Source organism: Alteromonas sp. 5NS40-0096 (assembly GCF_057544385.1).
The window spans coordinates 426540-443912 of record NZ_BAAJLQ010000001.1; the positions used below are offsets into that span (position 1 = coordinate 426540).

The window sequence follows — 17373 nt, forward strand, 5'->3', positions numbered from 1 at the left end:
AGGGCTAAGGCAGTAAAGTGAGTAAAAGTAAAAGACAGCCAATCGTGGCTGGAAATTGGAAAATGAATGGTTCTATTGCTCTAGCAGAGGAATTTGAACAAGGTTTAAAAGCAATCGACAACGTCACTGTAGTCGTGTGTGCACCAAGTCTTTACATTCATGGTTTTACTCAACCTCAGTTCGCATTAGGTGGGCAAGATTTAAGTCATTGCGATGATGGTGCTCACACCGGTGATATCTCCGCAAGAATGCTTAAAGAAGCAGGCTGCCAGTATGTTATTGTTGGTCATTCTGAGCGTCGAGATGACCATGGTGAAAGTAACGAGCTTGTCGCGCTGAAAGCTAAAAAAGCGCTTGAAGGTGGTTTGATTCCCATCATTTGCGTTGGGGAATCCCTTGAAACGCGCGAAGCGGGCGAAGTCAATTCGTTCATCAAAGCCCAACTCGATGCATTAACCGATGTGTTAAGTATTGAAGATTTGAATAACAGTGTGATTGCTTACGAGCCAATATGGGCAATCGGCACAGGTGTTACAGCGACACCAGAGCAGGCGCAGGAAGTGCACGAATTTATTCGACAGTACTTGTCAGGTGTCAGCACCCAACTATCACAAAGCATGAGAATTCTGTACGGTGGTAGTGTTAAACCTGACAATGCAGAAGCATTATTTAGTCAGGAAGATGTAGATGGCGGCCTAATCGGTGGCGCTAGCTTAAAAATGGAAGGTTTTAAAATAATCTGCCAAGCGGCAGGTTAGAGAGGCATTATGGCTATTTACGAAATACTTTTAATTGCATATCTGGTTGTTGCATTGCTTCTGATTGGTTTTGTACTGATCCAGCAAGGTAAAGGTGCTGACATGGGGGCGTCATTTGGCGCTGGCGGTTCAAATACCGTGTTCGGTTCTGGTGGTTCGGGTAATTTTATGACTCGCACAACTGCGTTCTTAGCGACAGGATTCTTTGGAATCAGCTTAGTGCTTGGTAGTTTGACTGCAAGTCGTGAGAAGCAGGGCGACGAGTGGGAAAACCTTGAGACTCCAGTTGTCGAGCAAGTTGTCCCTGGTGATTCTGACGTTCCAGTTAGTGCTCAACCTGAAGAACAGCCGTCTAACGACGTGCCAGATTAATTTTTTTTGCGGAAGTGGTGGAATTGGTAGACACGCCATCTTGAGGGGGTGGTGAGCATAGCTCGTGCGGGTTCAAGTCCCGCTTTCCGCACCAATCTAAAAAGCCAGCTTTTATAGCTGGCTTTTTTTATGCCTGTTTGGCTGTTATCTCAGCGAAGTTCAAAAGACGGCATTTTCAAGCTTGTCGATCTTGTCTCAGTCTCGCACTGGTCCAAATGTGCAAAAAAGGTCCAATCTTGTGTATCTTGCTGAACTTTATGGACAAAACGAGCTATAGTTGAGATAAGTCACTTGACGAATGAACTAGACAAAAATAATGTAGTCTAGGTTTGAGTCGTACCCGTGCCAAAGATAAGGAACCCTATGAAGGAAACGTCACTCCGACAGAGTATTTTTCGCGTCATACTCGGGGGGATTATCATTACCGCTGCTCTTGTGTTGTTCAACGTATGGGCAGGCACGGCACAACTTGCCAATGACCAAATCGAAAGGGATTTAGTCATTGCCGAGAATGTTTTTCAACGTGTACTCGATGGACGAAAAGAAGAAAAGCTGGGTAATGGGAAACTAGTGACCGATGACTTTGGGTTCAAAGATACCATTGCCAGTCGGGACGTACCTACCATCGATACCATGTTCCAAAATCACGGTCAGCGTGCTGAATCTGATTTTATGTTCGTTACCGAACTTAATGGCAATGTTATTACAAGTGTTCCAGCATTGTTTGAAGCTGGTGCGCCATTTCCTGACGAAAAACTGATTGATAGCGTATCTCGACAGCGTTCCTCCTATGGTTTTATTAAAGTAAACGACATACTTTACCAGCTAACATTGTTTCAGGTGAGGGCGCCTCGTCCCATTGCCTATACTGGCATTGGTTTTGCGATCGACGACGATTTTTTGAAACAAGTCGAACAGGTTGTACAGGCGGATATCATTGTTTATTCAGATGACCAATCTAAGCGAGTTGTACAATCTAGTCTTGAGCATGGGATTGCGCAAAACCTCGTGGACAAGGGTGACAGTGCACTAGAGTGGCGTGACCTGTTTACTTCAACAGGGCAAAAATATGGGTTGCGAACATTAAATGTTGAGGGCTTCGAAAACGCAGGTCTTACGGTAGCACTAGCGTCAGACCTTACACCCATCTATAACAGTGCCAAAAACCTACAGCTCAACGTGTTGAGTATCTCCATTGTTGCCATTGTTTTGTTATCTGGCGTAGCGTTGCTTCTTTCTCGTCGAGTCAGTCAACCGTTGGACATTTTAGTAGATGCGGTCGGCAGAATCTCTAAAGGGCAATACGATGAACAGATTCATGTAAAAGGCAGAATAAGAGAGATTTCTCACCTGGCTTCTGCTTTCGACACGATGAAAGAAAATATCAAAAATCGTGAAGAGAGAATTCGTTTCCAAGCGCAACACGATATGTTAACGGGGTTGTACAATCGCAATCACATCGAACAAGTCATATCCAGAAGATTGATGTCAGGCAGCCCATTACAGGTCATAGGCATTAATATTATTGGCTTCAGGACAATCAATGACCTATATGGTTATGCGAATGGTGATAGGTGCCTTAAATGTCTGGCTGAGCGTTTGACCCGTTGGGGAGGCGAGGCGGCAAGGCTGTCGGGTGGGGAGATCATTTGGCTATCTGACGTAATGAACCAAGAGCACCAGCTTGAGACATTACGACATATACTTGAACAGCCAGTCGAAATAGACGGAATTAATATCCCTATCAAAGTCGTTATGGCTGAAATTCATTGTCCAGAAGATGCTAAAACTACCGAAGAAGTATTCAGAAAACTCAATATCTTGATTGATGAAGGGCAAGCCCAAAATCAATGGCTGATGGGTTACAAAGAGGACTTTGAAAAACGTTACCTGCGACGCTTGAGTATTATCACAGAACTAAAACAAGCGTTGTCGATGGAACAATCAGAGTTATCAATGGTGTATCAACCCAAACTTGATTTGAAAACCATGAAAGTAATGGGTGTTGAAGCTTTACTTCGTTGGAATAGCGCTGCGTTAGGTTTCGTGCCGCCAGATGAATTTATTGCAATTGCAGAACAGGCGGGCTTGATTGACCAAGTTACTCTGTTTGTTGTGCAATCAACCGTCGCTGACTTATTGATTATGAGGCAGAATGGTTATGATATTGGAGCGGCAATCAACTTATCGTCTCGTGATATCCAAAACAAAGAATTACTCGAGAAGGTGCAAAAAATCCTCAGTGACGCTAGCCTTTCACCTTCAGACGTTTCTTTTGAAATTACCGAGAGCGACTTAGTAGAAGACGCTGCTCTAGCGGTTGAAAACCTCAATCACTTAAAATCATTAGGATTCAAACTTGCTATCGATGATTTTGGTACTGGCTATTCCTCGATGGCTTACCTCAAAACATTGCCGGCAGAAACTATCAAGATCGATAAAAGTTTTGTGCTAAACCTAGTCAGTGATAACGAGGACCAACAGATTGTTCATACCGTGCTGAGCCTGGCAAAAATTTTCAATCTCACCGTTGTTGCCGAGGGTATAGAGGATGAGGAAGCATTGAAACTCTTGGCCGATTGGGGATGTGATTATGGTCAGGGCTATTTCATTAGCCGTCCGTTAAAACTGGAAGACTTTATGACTTGGCTAACCGACAGTGACTACTATGTATCTGTCGCCCAATCTTCAGGTTCCACTGAAATGAGTTCGGACCCAACTCACTAGCACGTTGGCCACGATAAATGGGGTAAACAAGGCAAACACCGCCGCAATCGGCCCTTTTCTGTGGATCGTTACCAAAATGGCAACGCTGAACATTACGAGAAATGAAAACATCGTCATCATCGACTTACCTCCGAACAAAAACGTCTACTGTAGACTCTAGGACATTGCACTTGACGTGCCAATCGGGATTCTGCTTTTAAAATATCGCCTAATTAACTGATATATAAAAGAATGAATTTTCAATTTTGACTATATCAGAGCGTGGCTTGTGCATATTTTTCAGTAGGACACGCACTATCTGTTGCAAAATAGCAACATTTTTACTTGGCATATGCATTTTATTTAATCTAAGTTGATCGTCATTGTATTGATGTCGGTATATAGTTTGTCACCGAAAGGGAATGCGTAAATGAAAATGCTGCTCAATTTAAAAGTTATCAATTTTGTTTGGTTCCAATCGATCTGGTTTTTGGCAATACTGTTTCAATATGAGTATTTTTGGCTCATATCGCTGTTGGTCATTGGCTATTTTGTTTTTGTACCCAATCGCCAAGTTGAAATCTTAACAGTGCTTCCTGTTGCTATGGTGGGTTGCATGGCCGATATTGTTCTGGCGGTAACAGGTGTTTTCAATTTTACGAGTGAGATTTCAACCTTACCGATACCGTTTTGGTTAGTCTCACTGTGGATTGGTTTTGCAGCAACATTGAGACATAGTCTCGGTTACTTACAGAATCGGTTGATTATCGCGTCCATATTGGGCGCAATATCCGGGCCATTGAGCTACTTTGCAGGCTACCGCTTTGGTGCAGTTGATTTTCCCCTAGGCGTTACTGAAACCCTCGTCATACTCTCGTTTGTCTGGGCACTAATCATGCCCGCTTCTATGTTTTTTGTTCGTCGTCTTGCTGCCGAGATGCTAGACGATGACGACGATAGCAATCTGGCCAGAGAACTATAGTAAAAAGACGTCAGCATAGCCGCGGTTTACTCCATTTTTCTTATTGGTTTTGCCTTATGCATTATTGGCATTGCTAAATCATCCATAATCATTATTCTACGTACTTTGTTAGCAGAGACGACAGCTGCATTTCCCCGGCTAAAACAACAACAGCAATTCGGCCGAAATTAGTACTTGGAGCGATAATGAGTGTGATCACGACTTTGTGCCAGCAAACCGCCGAGGCGGCACGTGTATTGGCCGCTGTTGATACCGAAACCAAAAACTGTGTTTTACAAACAATGGCAAATCGAATTCGCCAATCTTCTGCGGCTTTGATCGAGAAGAATGCGAGTGAAGTAGCGCGTGCAATAGACAACAATTTGGCCCCATCTATGGTCGATAGATTAACGCTAACGACTGAGCGTGTTGAGGATATGGCTGCTGGTATAGAAACGCTCATTAAGTTAGATGATCCTGTTGGCAAAATACGACCATTTGGTACACGACCCAATGGGTTAGAAATCAAGAAAATGCGCATTCCACTTGGCGTTGTTGCCATGATATACGAGGCTCGTCCCAATGTTACAGCCGACGCGGGTGCTTTGTGTTTCAAGTCTGGTAATGCAGTCGTATTGCGGTGTGGCAAAGAAGCTTTGGACACAAGCCTTGCTATTGCTGAAGTTTTACATGGTGCGCTGCGTGAGCATCACTTACCTGAGAGCTTAATTTCCGTTGTGCCTGATCCCGACCGTGCTTTGATGCAAGAGTTGATGGAGCAGGTCGGTTACATCGATGTCATTATCCCAAGAGGGGGAGAGGGCTTGATTAACTATGTTACGCAAAATAGTAAAGTACCCGTTATTCAGCATTTTAAAGGGGTTTGCCACTTATACGTCGATGAGTTCGCTGATTTGGAAAAAGCGCTTGCGTTATTATTAAACGGTAAAACCCAGCGAACGGGTGTTTGTAATGCATTGGAAGGGTTAATCGTCCATCGCTCTGTTGCTTCAGACTTTTTACCAATGGTTGCGAAGGCGTTTGACACACATGACGTCAAAGTTCATATCAATGAGCCAGGTAAACCTTATTTTCCAAACGCAGAATTGATAGCCGAAGAGGCTTATGGACAAGAGTATCTTGGGCTTGAAATCGCTATTCGAGTCGTAGAAAGTGTGGATAGCGCATTAGACCATATCGCAGAATTTGGTAGTAATCACACTGAAGTGATATGTACTGAAAATGCGCAAAACGCCCAACGTTTTCTACAGGCAGTTGATGCCTCGGTTGTTATGCATAATGCGTCATCACGGTTTTCAGATGGTGGCCAACTTGGGCTGGGCGCGGAAATTGGTATTGCAACAACAAAGTTACATGCATACGGGCCAATGGGATTAGAATCCCTGACAACGGAAAAGTATATCGTTAAGGGTGACGGTCAAGTCAGGCCGTAAAAAGAGGGGCGCATGCCCCTTTTTTTATTCAGAAGTGGTGAGCCGTTTGGAGACCTGCTGGCCTAATCAATCTCAATCGCTAGAGGCCTATCATCCCGATGCATCCAATTCAGAGTTTATTGAAGACTTCTTTGCTCGTGTTTAACCATCGCTGATGTTAGTCGTCCCAATCTCGCCGATTGCTAAAATGCGAGCTTAAAAATGCCATTTGGTCACTCAATATGCGCCGATTCATCAGATAAAAACGCTCATAAATATTGGGCTTAAATGGTATCGCAAGCAGAGGCATTCCCGCTTCCTCTGGGGTCCTGGCCCCTTTGGCATGGTTGCATCTAGAACACGCAGTTACTACGTTAGTCCACACGTTTCGTCCTCCGCGCGAGCGGGGTATGACGTGGTCTCTGGTCAGTTTGGATGAAGGAAAGTGCTGCCCGCAATAGAGGCAAATATTCTTATCTCGCCTAAACAAGTAGGGGTTGCACAGTGCTATTTTGCCGGTTTCATCAATAATTTTTCCGTCACACGCAATGATGGATGACAAAGCCAGTTTGGACTGAATTCCCAGGTAGTTCCTACCGCCTCTCAATGTACAAGCTTCGGTGCCAAGTTCGAAAAGCACTTTTCCTTGTGCATACAAACGGGCCGCATGTTCAACATTTAGCCACTCTTGTGGCATGCCAGCTTTATTGAGTCGCAAAATCAGCATTATTTTTACCCTTTTTGAATGGGCTATTCGCCAGTGTCGTTACATCACCGTGTGTTAGTTTGTTTATGCGCTGATTAAGTTGCATAAACGGCTTACGAGCGACAACGGCATTACCCTTAGCGCATTTTTAAGGACTGTCTCATTCGTGTCCCACGTGTTTTTTGGGCTTTCTCAATTTAGACAACATCTACGTTGGCAGTGAAGTGTGTCACTATGATGAAAATATAGCCAATGTTTGACATTACTGCTTACATCGACAGGTTCTTTAATTTTTTTACAAGCTGCGAGATAGGGGACAAGGCGGCAAATTGGCGAGGTTTTGCTCGGTTTTTTGTGATTTACCTTAAGACTGCGAATTCGTTGGGAATAGTTAATGGATTTAATGGAATTCAAGCATTTTCATGGCTATACTATGCGCCGCGATAAATAGCGATCAATTTAAAAAGAAAAAGGACATATAGTGACTCCTATCACAAAATCTTTTCAGTATGGTCAGCATACTGTAACTCTAGAAACTGGTGTGATTGCGCGCCAAGCTTCAGCTGCTGTTATGGCAAGCATGGACGATACATCTGTACTTGTAACAGTTGTCGGTAAAAAAGAAGCAAAAGCGGATCAAGATTTCTTCCCTCTCACGGTAAATTACCAAGAGAAAACGTACGCTGCGGGTAAAATCCCTGGTGGTTTCTTCAAACGTGAGGGACGCCCTTCAGAAAACGAAACGCTTATTGCGCGTCTAATTGACCGCCCAATTCGTCCGCTTTTCCCTGATGGTTTCAAAAACGAAGTTCAAGTCGTTGTAACAGTGATGTCTGCAAACCCAGATATCCCAACTGACATCATTGCAATGATCGGTACATCAGCTGCTCTAGCAATTTCGGGTATTCCTTTTAACGGCCCAATTGGTGCGGCGCGAGTCGGTTACAAAGACGGTGCGTATATCCTTAATACGCGTGCTGAAGAACAAGCTGAAAGCGAACTTGACCTTGTTGTAGCAGGTACAGAAGGCGCGGTGCTTATGGTTGAATCAGAAGCCAGCGTGTTGTCTGAAGAAGTCATGCTAGGCGCTGTTATGTATGGCCACGAGCAAATGCAAGCGGTAGTGAATGCGGTTTCTGAATTCGCGGCAACTGTTGGTACAGAGCGCTGGGATTGGACTGCTGAAGCAGAAAACACTGTGCTTAAAGATAAGATCAAAGCGCTTGCTGAAGCAGGTATGACAGAAGCGTATCAAATCTCTGACAAATTGGCGCGTAAAGACGCGGTAACCGCTGTCACAGAAAAAGCGCTTGAGCAAATTCTTGCGGAAGATGCGGAGCAAGACACGAAAGAAGCACTCGATTTGCTTCACGATCTTGAGAGTGATGTAGTGCGTTCACGCATTCTAGCGGGCGAGCCGCGTATTGACGGCCGTGACCCAGCAATGATTCGAGCACTGAACGTTGGTACTGGTATTCTTCCTCGTACTCACGGTTCAGCACTATTTACACGTGGTGAAACACAGGCATTGGTTGTTGCAACGCTAGGTACTGAGCGCGATGCACAGATGATCGACGAGCTAGCAGGTAGACGTGATGACCGCTTTATGCTGCATTACAACTTCCCTCCATACTGTGTAGGTGAAACCGGTATGATTGGCTCGCCTAAGCGTCGTGAAATCGGTCACGGTCGACTCGCTAAGCGTGGTATTGCTGCCGTAATGCCGTCTGCTGAAGAGTTCCCGTACGTAGTCCGTGTGGTATCAGAGATTACAGAATCTAACGGTTCGTCTTCAATGGCTTCTGTTTGTGGTACGTCATTGGCATTGATGGATGCTGGTGTACCTATTAAATCTTCTGTAGCGGGTATCGCTATGGGTCTAGTGAAGAGCGATGATAACTTCGTCGTACTTTCAGACATCCTTGGTGATGAAGATCACTTGGGTGACATGGACTTTAAAGTAGCTGGTACAACTGAGGGTATTACTGCACTACAGATGGATATCAAGATTGAAGGTATCACAAAAGAGATCATGCAAATTGCCCTTAAGCAAGCAAAAGAAGCTCGCTTACACATCTTGAATGTAATGGATGAAGCAATTGGTGGGTCTCGTGAAGAGCTTAGCGAATTTGCTCCACGTATTTACACATTGAAGATTGACCAAGACAAGATTCGTGATGTTATCGGTAAAGGTGGTGCGATGATTCGCCAAATCACCGAAGAGTCTGATACCAACATCGAAATCGAAGATGACGGTACGATTAAGATCTTCGCAACCGAGCGTGCTAAGTCAGAAATTGCGATCAGCATGATCGAGCAAGTGACTGCAGAAATCGAAGTGGGTAAGACCTATAACGGTAAGATTACTCGTATCGTCGATTTCGGTGCATTCGTAGAAGTATTGCCAGGTAAAGAAGGCCTAGTTCACATTTCACAAATTGCTCACGAGCGCGTGAACAAGGTTACAGATTACCTTGAAGAAGGTCAGATGGTTGACGTGAAAGTGATGGAAATCGACCGTCAAAACCGTGTGCGTCTAAGCATCAAAGAGCTACTTGAAAAACCTGCGCCAAAAGAAGCGCCAGCGTCTGACGAGTAATTCATAACGTTGTTGTAAAAAGGGGCCGAGTGCCCCTTTTTCTTTTTAGAGGATAATTCGATGACCGAAGATCAAAAAACTCAGATAGAAGCCCAAGTGTTCCGTCGTTTGATTCAACATTTGGATGAACACAAAGAAGTTCAGAATATCGACCTTATGATACTTGCCGACTTCTGCCGTAACTGCCTTTCAAAATGGTACAGCGCTGCGGCACAAGAAGCGGGTGTTGAAATCGACTATGAAGCAGCGCGCGAAGTGGTGTATAAAATGCCTTACTCTGAGTGGAAAAATAATCACCAGCTACCAGCGACGGATGAGCAGTTAGCAGCACTAGCTAAGCGTCAAGAATCAAAATAACTAAAAAGAGCACATTTAATGTGCTCTTTTATTAATCCTATTTTTCTGTATCCAACTTGAATGCATACGGCAGTAGCTCGTCAATAGATACGGTTTTTTCGTTACCATTTTTCGTCACCATCGTGATAAGCGTTTGTGGGCCGGCGAATTCAGCAATCTTTTGTCGACAACCACCGCAAGGAAAGCAGTAGTCGTCATTGGGACTTGCTATCACAATGTGGTGAATATGCCTGTAACCCTCACTCACCATTTTCCCGATAGCCGTTGATTCTGCACATTGACCCAAAGGATAAGCTGCATTTTCTACATTTGCGCCGCTGAAAGTGTAGCCATCTTCAGTGATTAGCGATGCACCCACATGAAAAGACGAGTAGGGGGCATAGGCATGGCGTTGTACATCAAACGCTTGTTCTGTCAGTCGTTGTTTAATTGTTATATCCATTAATTTACCTCATTCGGCTTGTAGACCCTTTACATTTAGTTGCAAATACGACAATGTTGCGCCTAAATTAGGAAGTAAAGCGTCACCACACTCTCAATGTTGGGGTGAGGTCGTCTTATTCAAGTCCATTACATATCGAGTGCCTTTTACCCGTCATGCATAAAGCTATCAGTTTCATTTTTTTCTCTTCGTTGATGTTATCAGGTTGCGCCCAAACTACTTTGGTTCAGAATCAGCCCGCAGAAATGGGGAATTTACTTTTAGCTGAGCCAGCGCCAATTAACCCGCGCTCCGAAATCATGATTGCCAGATACAATCAAATTCTGACGTTGCCAGAGCTCAACGACGAAGAGCGAGCAGAGCTATTGTATCAACGCGGAATTTTGTACGACAGTGTCGGTCTTAATGGTTTAGCTAAGTTTGATTACGGCCAAGCAATTGAACTCAAGCCGGATATGGCCGCTGCCTACAATGCCATCGGTGTGCATTATGTAAGAGACAATCAGTTTATCGAAGCTTATGACGCTTTTGACGCGACACTCGATATTGACCCCGATTATGATTTTGCGTTACTTAACCGTGGAATTGCCTTGTATTATGGCGGCAGGCCAGACCTTGCTGTTTCGGATTTATCGTCGTTTGTTGACAAAGACACAACAGAGCCATTTCGAATCTTGTGGGCTTACTTTGCGATACAAGAAGTCGATAATGAACGTGCACTTGCGTATTTGGCACAAAAGCGCGATGCGATAGATGAACGACATTGGGCGGTTAGCCTTATCGATTTGTTTTTGGGTCAGCAAACTGAACGCTCGGTATTGACCAATTTAATCAATGGAATCGAAACGCAAAAACAGCTGACAGACCGTTTGTGCGAAGCCTATTTTTACCTCGGTAAATACCACAAATTACAAGGGCACAAAGGCACGGCTTCAAACTACTTCAAGCTGAGCCTAAGTACCAATGTCTATGATTACGTTGAGCATAGATATGCGCGCTTAGAACTCAATAGAATGCGCGGTCAAGCGAAGCAAAAAAGCAACTAAATGGCAAAGCGATATTTTTTGCTGTCGTTGCTGGCAACCTTATATCTTGCCTCGGATTCAGGCCGGGATATCCATCAGCTTTTGTTTAATGCAAGTCATTCTGCGCAACCCAGTTCTTTGCTGTGGGAAGCGGCAAGGCAAGGCGATCCGGTCGCTAGGACACGACTGGTTGATTACGCTGTAGCCAATGGGGAATCTTACTGGTTGCAAAAAGCGGTTAGCGAAGGTTCGCCTGAGGCAGCCTGGGCACTCTATCAATCTGAGTCGGGTAATTTAAAAAATTACTATCTGAAACTTGCAGCCCAAGGCGATGTTGCAGAAGCGCAGTATACTTTGGCGATGACGTCAGATACGCGCAGTGAGCGTGAAGCTTGGCTAGTACGTGCGGCAAACAATAATTTCCTCGACGCAAAAATAGCCTTAGTCAATTGGTATTTACTCAATCAACAGGTCGAATTAGCCGACCCTTGGCTGTCTGGGGTGGCAGACAGTGACAATGCCCTTGCCTTGGTTTATGGAAAACAGTTGTGGGCTCAAGGCCAGCATAACGAGGCTAAGCAGTGGATCGAAAAATCCGCTGAGCGCGGTCACAAGCCTGCTCAAGCGCTAGTTTCTGTTATTAATCAATATCGACCTATTGGCATGGAAGCCGTAAAGCCGACCGAATGGCCCAATCATTGCGCACAACGTGTTTCTATAGTTGCAACGTCACTAACGGCAATTGAACGAGCAGATGAATATTACCAATCTTTCAATAATGATAGCCGTTTAAACGCACTGCCAATATGTATGCGTAAACCGGTGTGGTTAAAACCCAACCTACTCACATGTAGTGAGCAGTGGCAAGGTCAGCATCGGCTCGGGTGCGACCTCACTGCGTTGTCGGGATTCGTTCGCAAGTCAAATTCTACCCACGTTGCTATCGTCGCGGATCAAGGTAAAGCTAATGTATTCAACGGCGCCATGTTTTTAGATGTAGGGGATACCTACAGCGTATTTGTGCATGAGCTAGCACACTGGGCAGGGTTTGTAGACGAATATCCATTGAGCGAGGGTTTGGCGCGCTTACATTGTCGGCAAACCACCGCCCCAAACTTGGTTTTCGACGGTAAGCTCACTTATGCTCCTTTGACAACAATTAATGAATGGCAAGAAGCCGACGGTGCGATGGTAATCGCGCCCTCTAGAACTTGTCGAAATGTGGGTAAACACGCTTACAAACCATCCAGCCGTATGACCTTTATGGAGTTTCACGATTCACAGCACATTCCGCAATTGTATCTATCTATGTGGAAAGCGCGATTGCAGCGTAAAGATTTGCAATATCCCATCTACATTAATTTACATGAGAGTTTTAGGGCATTAGGCAATGAGGAAGAAGCGAATTATTGGCAAAACCGTTACCAAACGTATTTGGTAACGGGCCAGTAGTTTTACCTAGGGTATTTGAGCTTCAGTTCATCTACCCACATTGCAGTGGCCCCACAGATGGCAACAGGCATCACGATAAAATTAACGATAGGGATTAAAGAGAAAATATTTACCATAAAACCAAAGCCAAATGCCTTGCTTTTATTGTCAGCGAGTTCTTGACGCATCGCTTTGAAAGGAATTTTGTGATTGTCGTAAGGATAATCGCAATATTGAATGGCCATCATCCAAGCACTAAACATGAACCAAATTGCTTGGCCGATAATAGGAACAAAAAGAAATATCAATAAAAAGCCCAACGCTCTTGGAAGGTAATAGCCCAATTTTACTAATTCTCTGCTTAGGGTTCGGGGGATATCTTTTACGACGTCCATAAAACTACCGCCTTGGTCAACTTGGCCGGTTAAATGCATCTCTACTTTTTCCGCAAGTAATCCATTAAATGGCGCCGCAATCCAGTTTGCGAGGGTACCGAACAGCAAGCCGAAAATGAGCAAAACGCTAATAAGTGCTAAAGGCCACAGCACGAACACGAGCGCGCTCTTTACCCATCCTAGCCATTCTGGAATCATTCCCATCAGCGCGGCAATACCGGCATCGATTTCACCAAATAGGAAGTAAAAAGCGGTTGAAAACAACAGTAGGTTGACGAACAAAGGAATAAAAACGAAGCGCTTTATGCCTTTCGTAGTGATCAATGAAAACCCTTGTGTAAAATAGCTAATTCCACTTTTTGATTGCATACATCCTCTTTAGAAAGACTCTTTTATTTTTCGCTTTGAATCTGAACGCCTTTTTCTAAAAATAAAGTTCATATTCACTTGGCTCGATATTGATTTGTAAACCTGATTCGCCCTGTCTTGCTATTACAACCGAGCGTAATACAAATGTAATTGGGCTAATTATATCCAAGTAATAACAACAATTTAAATCATAATTGTGACAGTTCGTTACTTCTGTTACATTGCTTTTATAAACACTTATAACGCAGTGCGCACAAGAGAACCTGTGATGCTTCCGACAGCAAAATACCATCAACAAGGTTTACGAGATACGACTTTCTTTACGCGCCCATTGCTTTACTGCAAGGGGTAGCACTTGTGCGTTTAAAAAAAATAAAGCTTGCTGGCTTCAAGTCTTTCGTTGATCCCACAACAATTCCTTTCCCTGGCGATATGACGGCAATCGTAGGACCCAATGGTTGCGGTAAGTCTAACGTGATCGATGCTGTACGATGGGTTCTAGGAGAAAGTTCGGCCAAGAATCTCCGTGGTGACGCCATGACAGACGTCATATTTAACGGTTCGTCTGCGAGAAAGCCGGTTGGCCAATGTAGTGTAGAACTGGTATTCGATAACAGTGCGGGACGGTTAGTTGGCGAATATGCCAATTATAATGAGTTGTCGGTTAAACGCATTGTCACTCGCGATGCTACGTCAACATATATGCTGAACGGCACAAAATGTCGCCGAAGAGATGTGACGGATCTCTTCCTCGGTACAGGATTGGGCCCGAGAAGCTACGCGATAATTGAACAGGGCATGATTTCCCGCCTTATCGAATCAAAACCTCAAGATCTGCGCGTATTTATCGAGGAAGCCGCAGGGATATCAAAATACAAAGAGCGTCGCCGAGAAACGGAAAATCGGATACGTCACACAGAGGATAACCTAGACAGGCTGGAAGATGTTCGCACAGAACTCGGACAACAGATAGAGAAACTGCAAAGGCAAGCTGCAGCGGCAAGACGTTATACTGTGTTAAAAGCATCTGAGCGTGAGTTAAAGTCGCAGCTGTCGGCAATTCGTTGGTTAAAACACTCAAAACAAATTGAAACGATTGAAAAAGAAATCAGTGATCATCAAGCTGACTTGGATGCGCTTGAAGCACAACAGGCAGGTGATGAAGCTGGTTTAATGGTGTACCAGTCCCAGCTCCAAGATTTAAAAAGTGAAAGTGAGACGTTGCAACAACGTATTTTCACCGTTGCCAATCAAATCACGCGGATTGAGCAGAACAAACAGCACAGTGAGCAGCGAAAAAAGCAAATACTCGAAGAAAGCGCCGTCGGCAACGAGCGCAAAACACAGTTAGCCCATGACGCTAACCTTCTCAGCGAGCAGTATGATCAGATCGAAGAACATATCAGTGCGGCTGAACCTGCTCTGGCGGTTCTTGAAGAAAAACTGTGGCAAGCCCAGCAAAATCGCGAACAGGCAGAAATGTCATTGGCGCAAACACAGGCGAAAAATCGCGATCTAGAACTCACTTACGCTAGCACTAAGCAAGAAATTCAGACTTCCCATAGCCAAGTCCAATCGACAATGGCGATGCAGTTACGCACGACCCAACGTATTGAAGAACTGAAATCAGAATTGGACGATTTGTCTCATGAAAATGATGCAGAGCGCTTGGAGTTGCTGCAGTTACAGTTAGAGGAGAGCGAAACGCATTTATTGGATGCCAAAGATCTTCACGAACAGGCTAAAATTGCTGTGCAGCAGCAAAGAATGAAGTTAACCGAGTCGGAGCAGGTGCTCAAAGCTGCGGAACAAGCCAGGCTCAATACAACTTCAACCCTAGCTGCACTGGATAAGCTACAGATGGCGAGTCACAGTGAGACAGGCATTGAAGGGTTGGCGCTGTGGCGTTCGCTAAAAGTCAAAGCGGGATTTGAGGCTCGAGTAGAAGCGGCATTAGGCCAACTCAATTCGCCTTTGGTAATCAATTCGATTGAAGAGTTAGTGCAAGATGGGGAATTAGCGTCTCACGGCGTTGATGCATTCTTGCAGCCCTGGATGTCCGACACCAAGCGCCAAAACAGTTTAGCCGAAGCATTGGAAAATGATTTCATTCCCAGCGTTTTCAATCGAATACTGCTCGCCAATTCGTTGGACGAGGCAATATCGCGCCGAGCAACCCTCAACCCTGGCGAGTGTTTTATGCTGCCAGATTGCTCAATAGTGGGACTAGATTGGGTAACAAAAGGCGTGGTTGATGAACAAGCTAAGGTGATTCAACGAGAACGTGAAATCCTTCAATTAAAGCAGCACTTATTAAAACTTGAGGAAGATGAAAACGCAGCGGCTGAGTCGGTAGAATCGGTGCGAGTCTCACTTAACGAAGCGCAAAGCCGTGTCGAAACATGCTACGAAAGCGTTACTGAAGCACACGCGAAGCAACAGCATATTCATCAAACATTGGCACTCGCAAACAACCAACAAGCGCAAAATACACTTAAACACGAGCGCCTCACTCAAGAACTGGCGCGCCAACAAGGGCTCTTGGACAATGAAGTCCAGCAATTAGAAGAACTTTCAAACCGACTCGAGGTCCTTGAAGCTAGGTTACTCGAACAGGAATCAGCCGCATTAGAGAGCACGGAAATCAAAGAATCGCTGGAGAGAGAGGTGGCCAGTGAAAAAGCCATTGTTGAACGTCTTGTTGAAGAAAAACATGCCAGCGAACTCGCATTGCAACAACACGAGAGTCAAAAGGTATTGGTGGGTGAAAAGTTAGCAACGAGTCGCCAGGGTTTGGAGGATGTATCTGAACGTTTACTGCAATTGAACAGTGAATTGGAAACCTTAACCCAGCCCCAAGCCGTTCAAGAACATGAATTGCAAGACTTACTCGAAAGCCGCTCCACAGCTGAAGAGCAAAAACAAACCTTATTGCAAAAAATTAACGAAACTGAGGCCTTAATTAATGATGCTCAGAAAGGTAGCCAAGGGTTAGTGAATCAAATACAACAGCGAAAAACGAAATTAGACAGTTGCAAGATTGACTTGGAGGGGGCTCGTGTCAGAGCGATGGCTACTTTGGAATTGCTAGAGGAGACAGGAGACTCACTTAAAACAGTGCTATCAACTTTACCCGCGGATGCTGATGAATCCAAATGGCAAACGGAATTGGAGCGCACGACTTCAGCGGTGAGCCGTTTGGGTGCCGTTAACTTAGCGGCGGTAGAGGAGTTTGAAACTCAGTCTCAAAGAAAAGCACATTTAGACGAACAGCACGATGATTTGGAAACTGCACTAGAGACGCTAAGAAGTGCCATCCGCAAAATAGATAAAGAAACCCGAACCCGCTTTAGTGATACGTTTGAGCAAGTAAACAGTGATTTGAAAATGCTGTTCCCCAGAGTTTTTGGCGGTGGCTCGGCTTATCTCGCTCTGACCGATGATGACTTGCTGGAAACAGGTGTAACTATTATGGCTAGACCCCCCGGTAAGAAAAATAGCACCATTCATCTCTTAAGCGGTGGAGAAAAAGCGCTAACCGCTTTATCATTAGTGTTTGCAATTTTTAGACTAAACCCAGCACCGTTTTGCTTGTTAGACGAGGTGGATGCGCCTCTTGATGATGCAAACGTAGGGCGTTTTTGTAACCTAGTATCAGAAATGTCAAAATCGGTGCAGTTTATCTATATCACCCACAATAAGATTGCAATGGAAATGGCGAGCCATTTAACCGGTGTTACCATGGCTGAACCCGGCGTGTCACGAATGGTGGCAGTTGATGTTGAACAAGCTATTTCTTTTGTAGAAGCATAACAAAGG

General features: G+C 44.7%; 13 protein-coding genes and 1 tRNA gene. 11 read left to right on the top strand and 3 right to left on the bottom strand.

Translation table 11 applies throughout. The features are described from left to right. The first annotated feature begins 17 nt into the window (after positions 1–17). The 6 genes from tpiA to AC27G9_RS02040 all read left to right on the top strand — a co-directional run bounded on the left by tpiA (position 18) and on the right by AC27G9_RS02040 (position 6251). Positions 18–758, top strand: coding sequence for a triose-phosphate isomerase (gene tpiA / locus AC27G9_RS02015; protein WP_487070492.1), 741 nt, complete (start codon positions 18–20; stop codon positions 756–758). Between the two features lie 9 nt (positions 759–767). Next, the gene (secG, locus tag AC27G9_RS02020; RefSeq protein WP_487070494.1) at positions 768–1130 is read left to right on the top strand and encodes a preprotein translocase subunit SecG; all 363 of its coding nucleotides are present in this window, start codon (positions 768–770) and stop codon (positions 1128–1130) included. 8 nt (positions 1131–1138) lie between these two features. Next, positions 1139–1224: transfer RNA gene (locus AC27G9_RS02025), tRNA-Leu, on the top strand. 269 nt (positions 1225–1493) lie between these two features. Then, positions 1494–3857, top strand: coding sequence for a bifunctional diguanylate cyclase/phosphodiesterase (locus AC27G9_RS02030; protein WP_487070496.1), 2364 nt, complete (start codon positions 1494–1496; stop codon positions 3855–3857). A gap of 409 nt (positions 3858–4266) precedes the next feature. After that, positions 4267–4818 (top strand): DUF2878 domain-containing protein, encoded by a 552-nt coding sequence (locus AC27G9_RS02035; protein ID WP_487070498.1) that lies wholly within the window; start codon positions 4267–4269, stop codon positions 4816–4818. A gap of 185 nt (positions 4819–5003) precedes the next feature. Then, a complete protein-coding gene (locus AC27G9_RS02040) occupies positions 5004–6251 on the top strand; it encodes a glutamate-5-semialdehyde dehydrogenase (RefSeq protein ID WP_487070500.1) in 1248 nt (415 codons plus the stop codon). A gap of 157 nt (positions 6252–6408) precedes the next feature. On the opposite strand, the gene AC27G9_RS02045 is transcribed toward AC27G9_RS02040, so the two are convergent. Beyond that, the gene (locus tag AC27G9_RS02045; protein ID WP_487070502.1) at positions 6409–6957 is read right to left on the bottom strand and encodes an HNH endonuclease; all 549 of its coding nucleotides are present in this window, start codon (positions 6955–6957) and stop codon (positions 6409–6411) included. Between the two features lie 460 nt (positions 6958–7417). On the opposite strand from AC27G9_RS02045, the gene pnp reads away from it, so the two are divergent. Together pnp and AC27G9_RS02055 are read left to right on the top strand one after the other, a co-directional pair. Next, on the top strand, positions 7418–9535 hold the full coding sequence (pnp, locus tag AC27G9_RS02050) for a polyribonucleotide nucleotidyltransferase (protein WP_487070504.1): 2118 nt from the start codon (positions 7418–7420) through the stop codon (positions 9533–9535). A 60-nt stretch (positions 9536–9595) separates the two neighbouring features. After that, the gene (locus tag AC27G9_RS02055; RefSeq protein WP_487070506.1) at positions 9596–9892 is read left to right on the top strand and encodes a DUF1244 domain-containing protein; all 297 of its coding nucleotides are present in this window, start codon (positions 9596–9598) and stop codon (positions 9890–9892) included. A gap of 37 nt (positions 9893–9929) precedes the next feature. On the opposite strand, the gene AC27G9_RS02060 is transcribed toward AC27G9_RS02055, so the two are convergent. Beyond that, positions 9930–10334: a cytidine deaminase gene (locus AC27G9_RS02060; protein ID WP_487070508.1), complete on the bottom strand. Its 405-nt coding sequence runs from the start codon at positions 10332–10334 to the stop codon at positions 9930–9932. Between the two features lie 155 nt (positions 10335–10489). On the opposite strand from AC27G9_RS02060, the gene nlpI reads away from it, so the two are divergent. Then, positions 10490–11380 (top strand): lipoprotein NlpI, encoded by an 891-nt coding sequence (nlpI, locus tag AC27G9_RS02065; RefSeq protein ID WP_487070510.1) that lies wholly within the window; start codon positions 10490–10492, stop codon positions 11378–11380. Then, on the top strand, positions 11381–12811 hold the full coding sequence (locus AC27G9_RS02070) for an SEL1-like repeat protein (RefSeq protein WP_487070512.1): 1431 nt from the start codon (positions 11381–11383) through the stop codon (positions 12809–12811). A 2-nt stretch (positions 12812–12813) separates the two neighbouring features. On the opposite strand, the gene cysZ is transcribed toward AC27G9_RS02070, so the two are convergent. Further along, positions 12814–13554, bottom strand: coding sequence for a sulfate transporter CysZ (cysZ, locus tag AC27G9_RS02075; protein WP_487070514.1), 741 nt, complete (start codon positions 13552–13554; stop codon positions 12814–12816). Positions 13555–13911: 357 nt separating this feature from the next. Here cysZ and smc point away from each other — a divergent pair, with 357 nt between their 5' ends. Further along, positions 13912–17367: a chromosome segregation protein SMC gene (gene smc / locus AC27G9_RS02080; protein ID WP_487070516.1), complete on the top strand. Its 3456-nt coding sequence runs from the start codon at positions 13912–13914 to the stop codon at positions 17365–17367. The last annotated feature ends 6 nt before the right edge of the window (positions 17368–17373 follow it).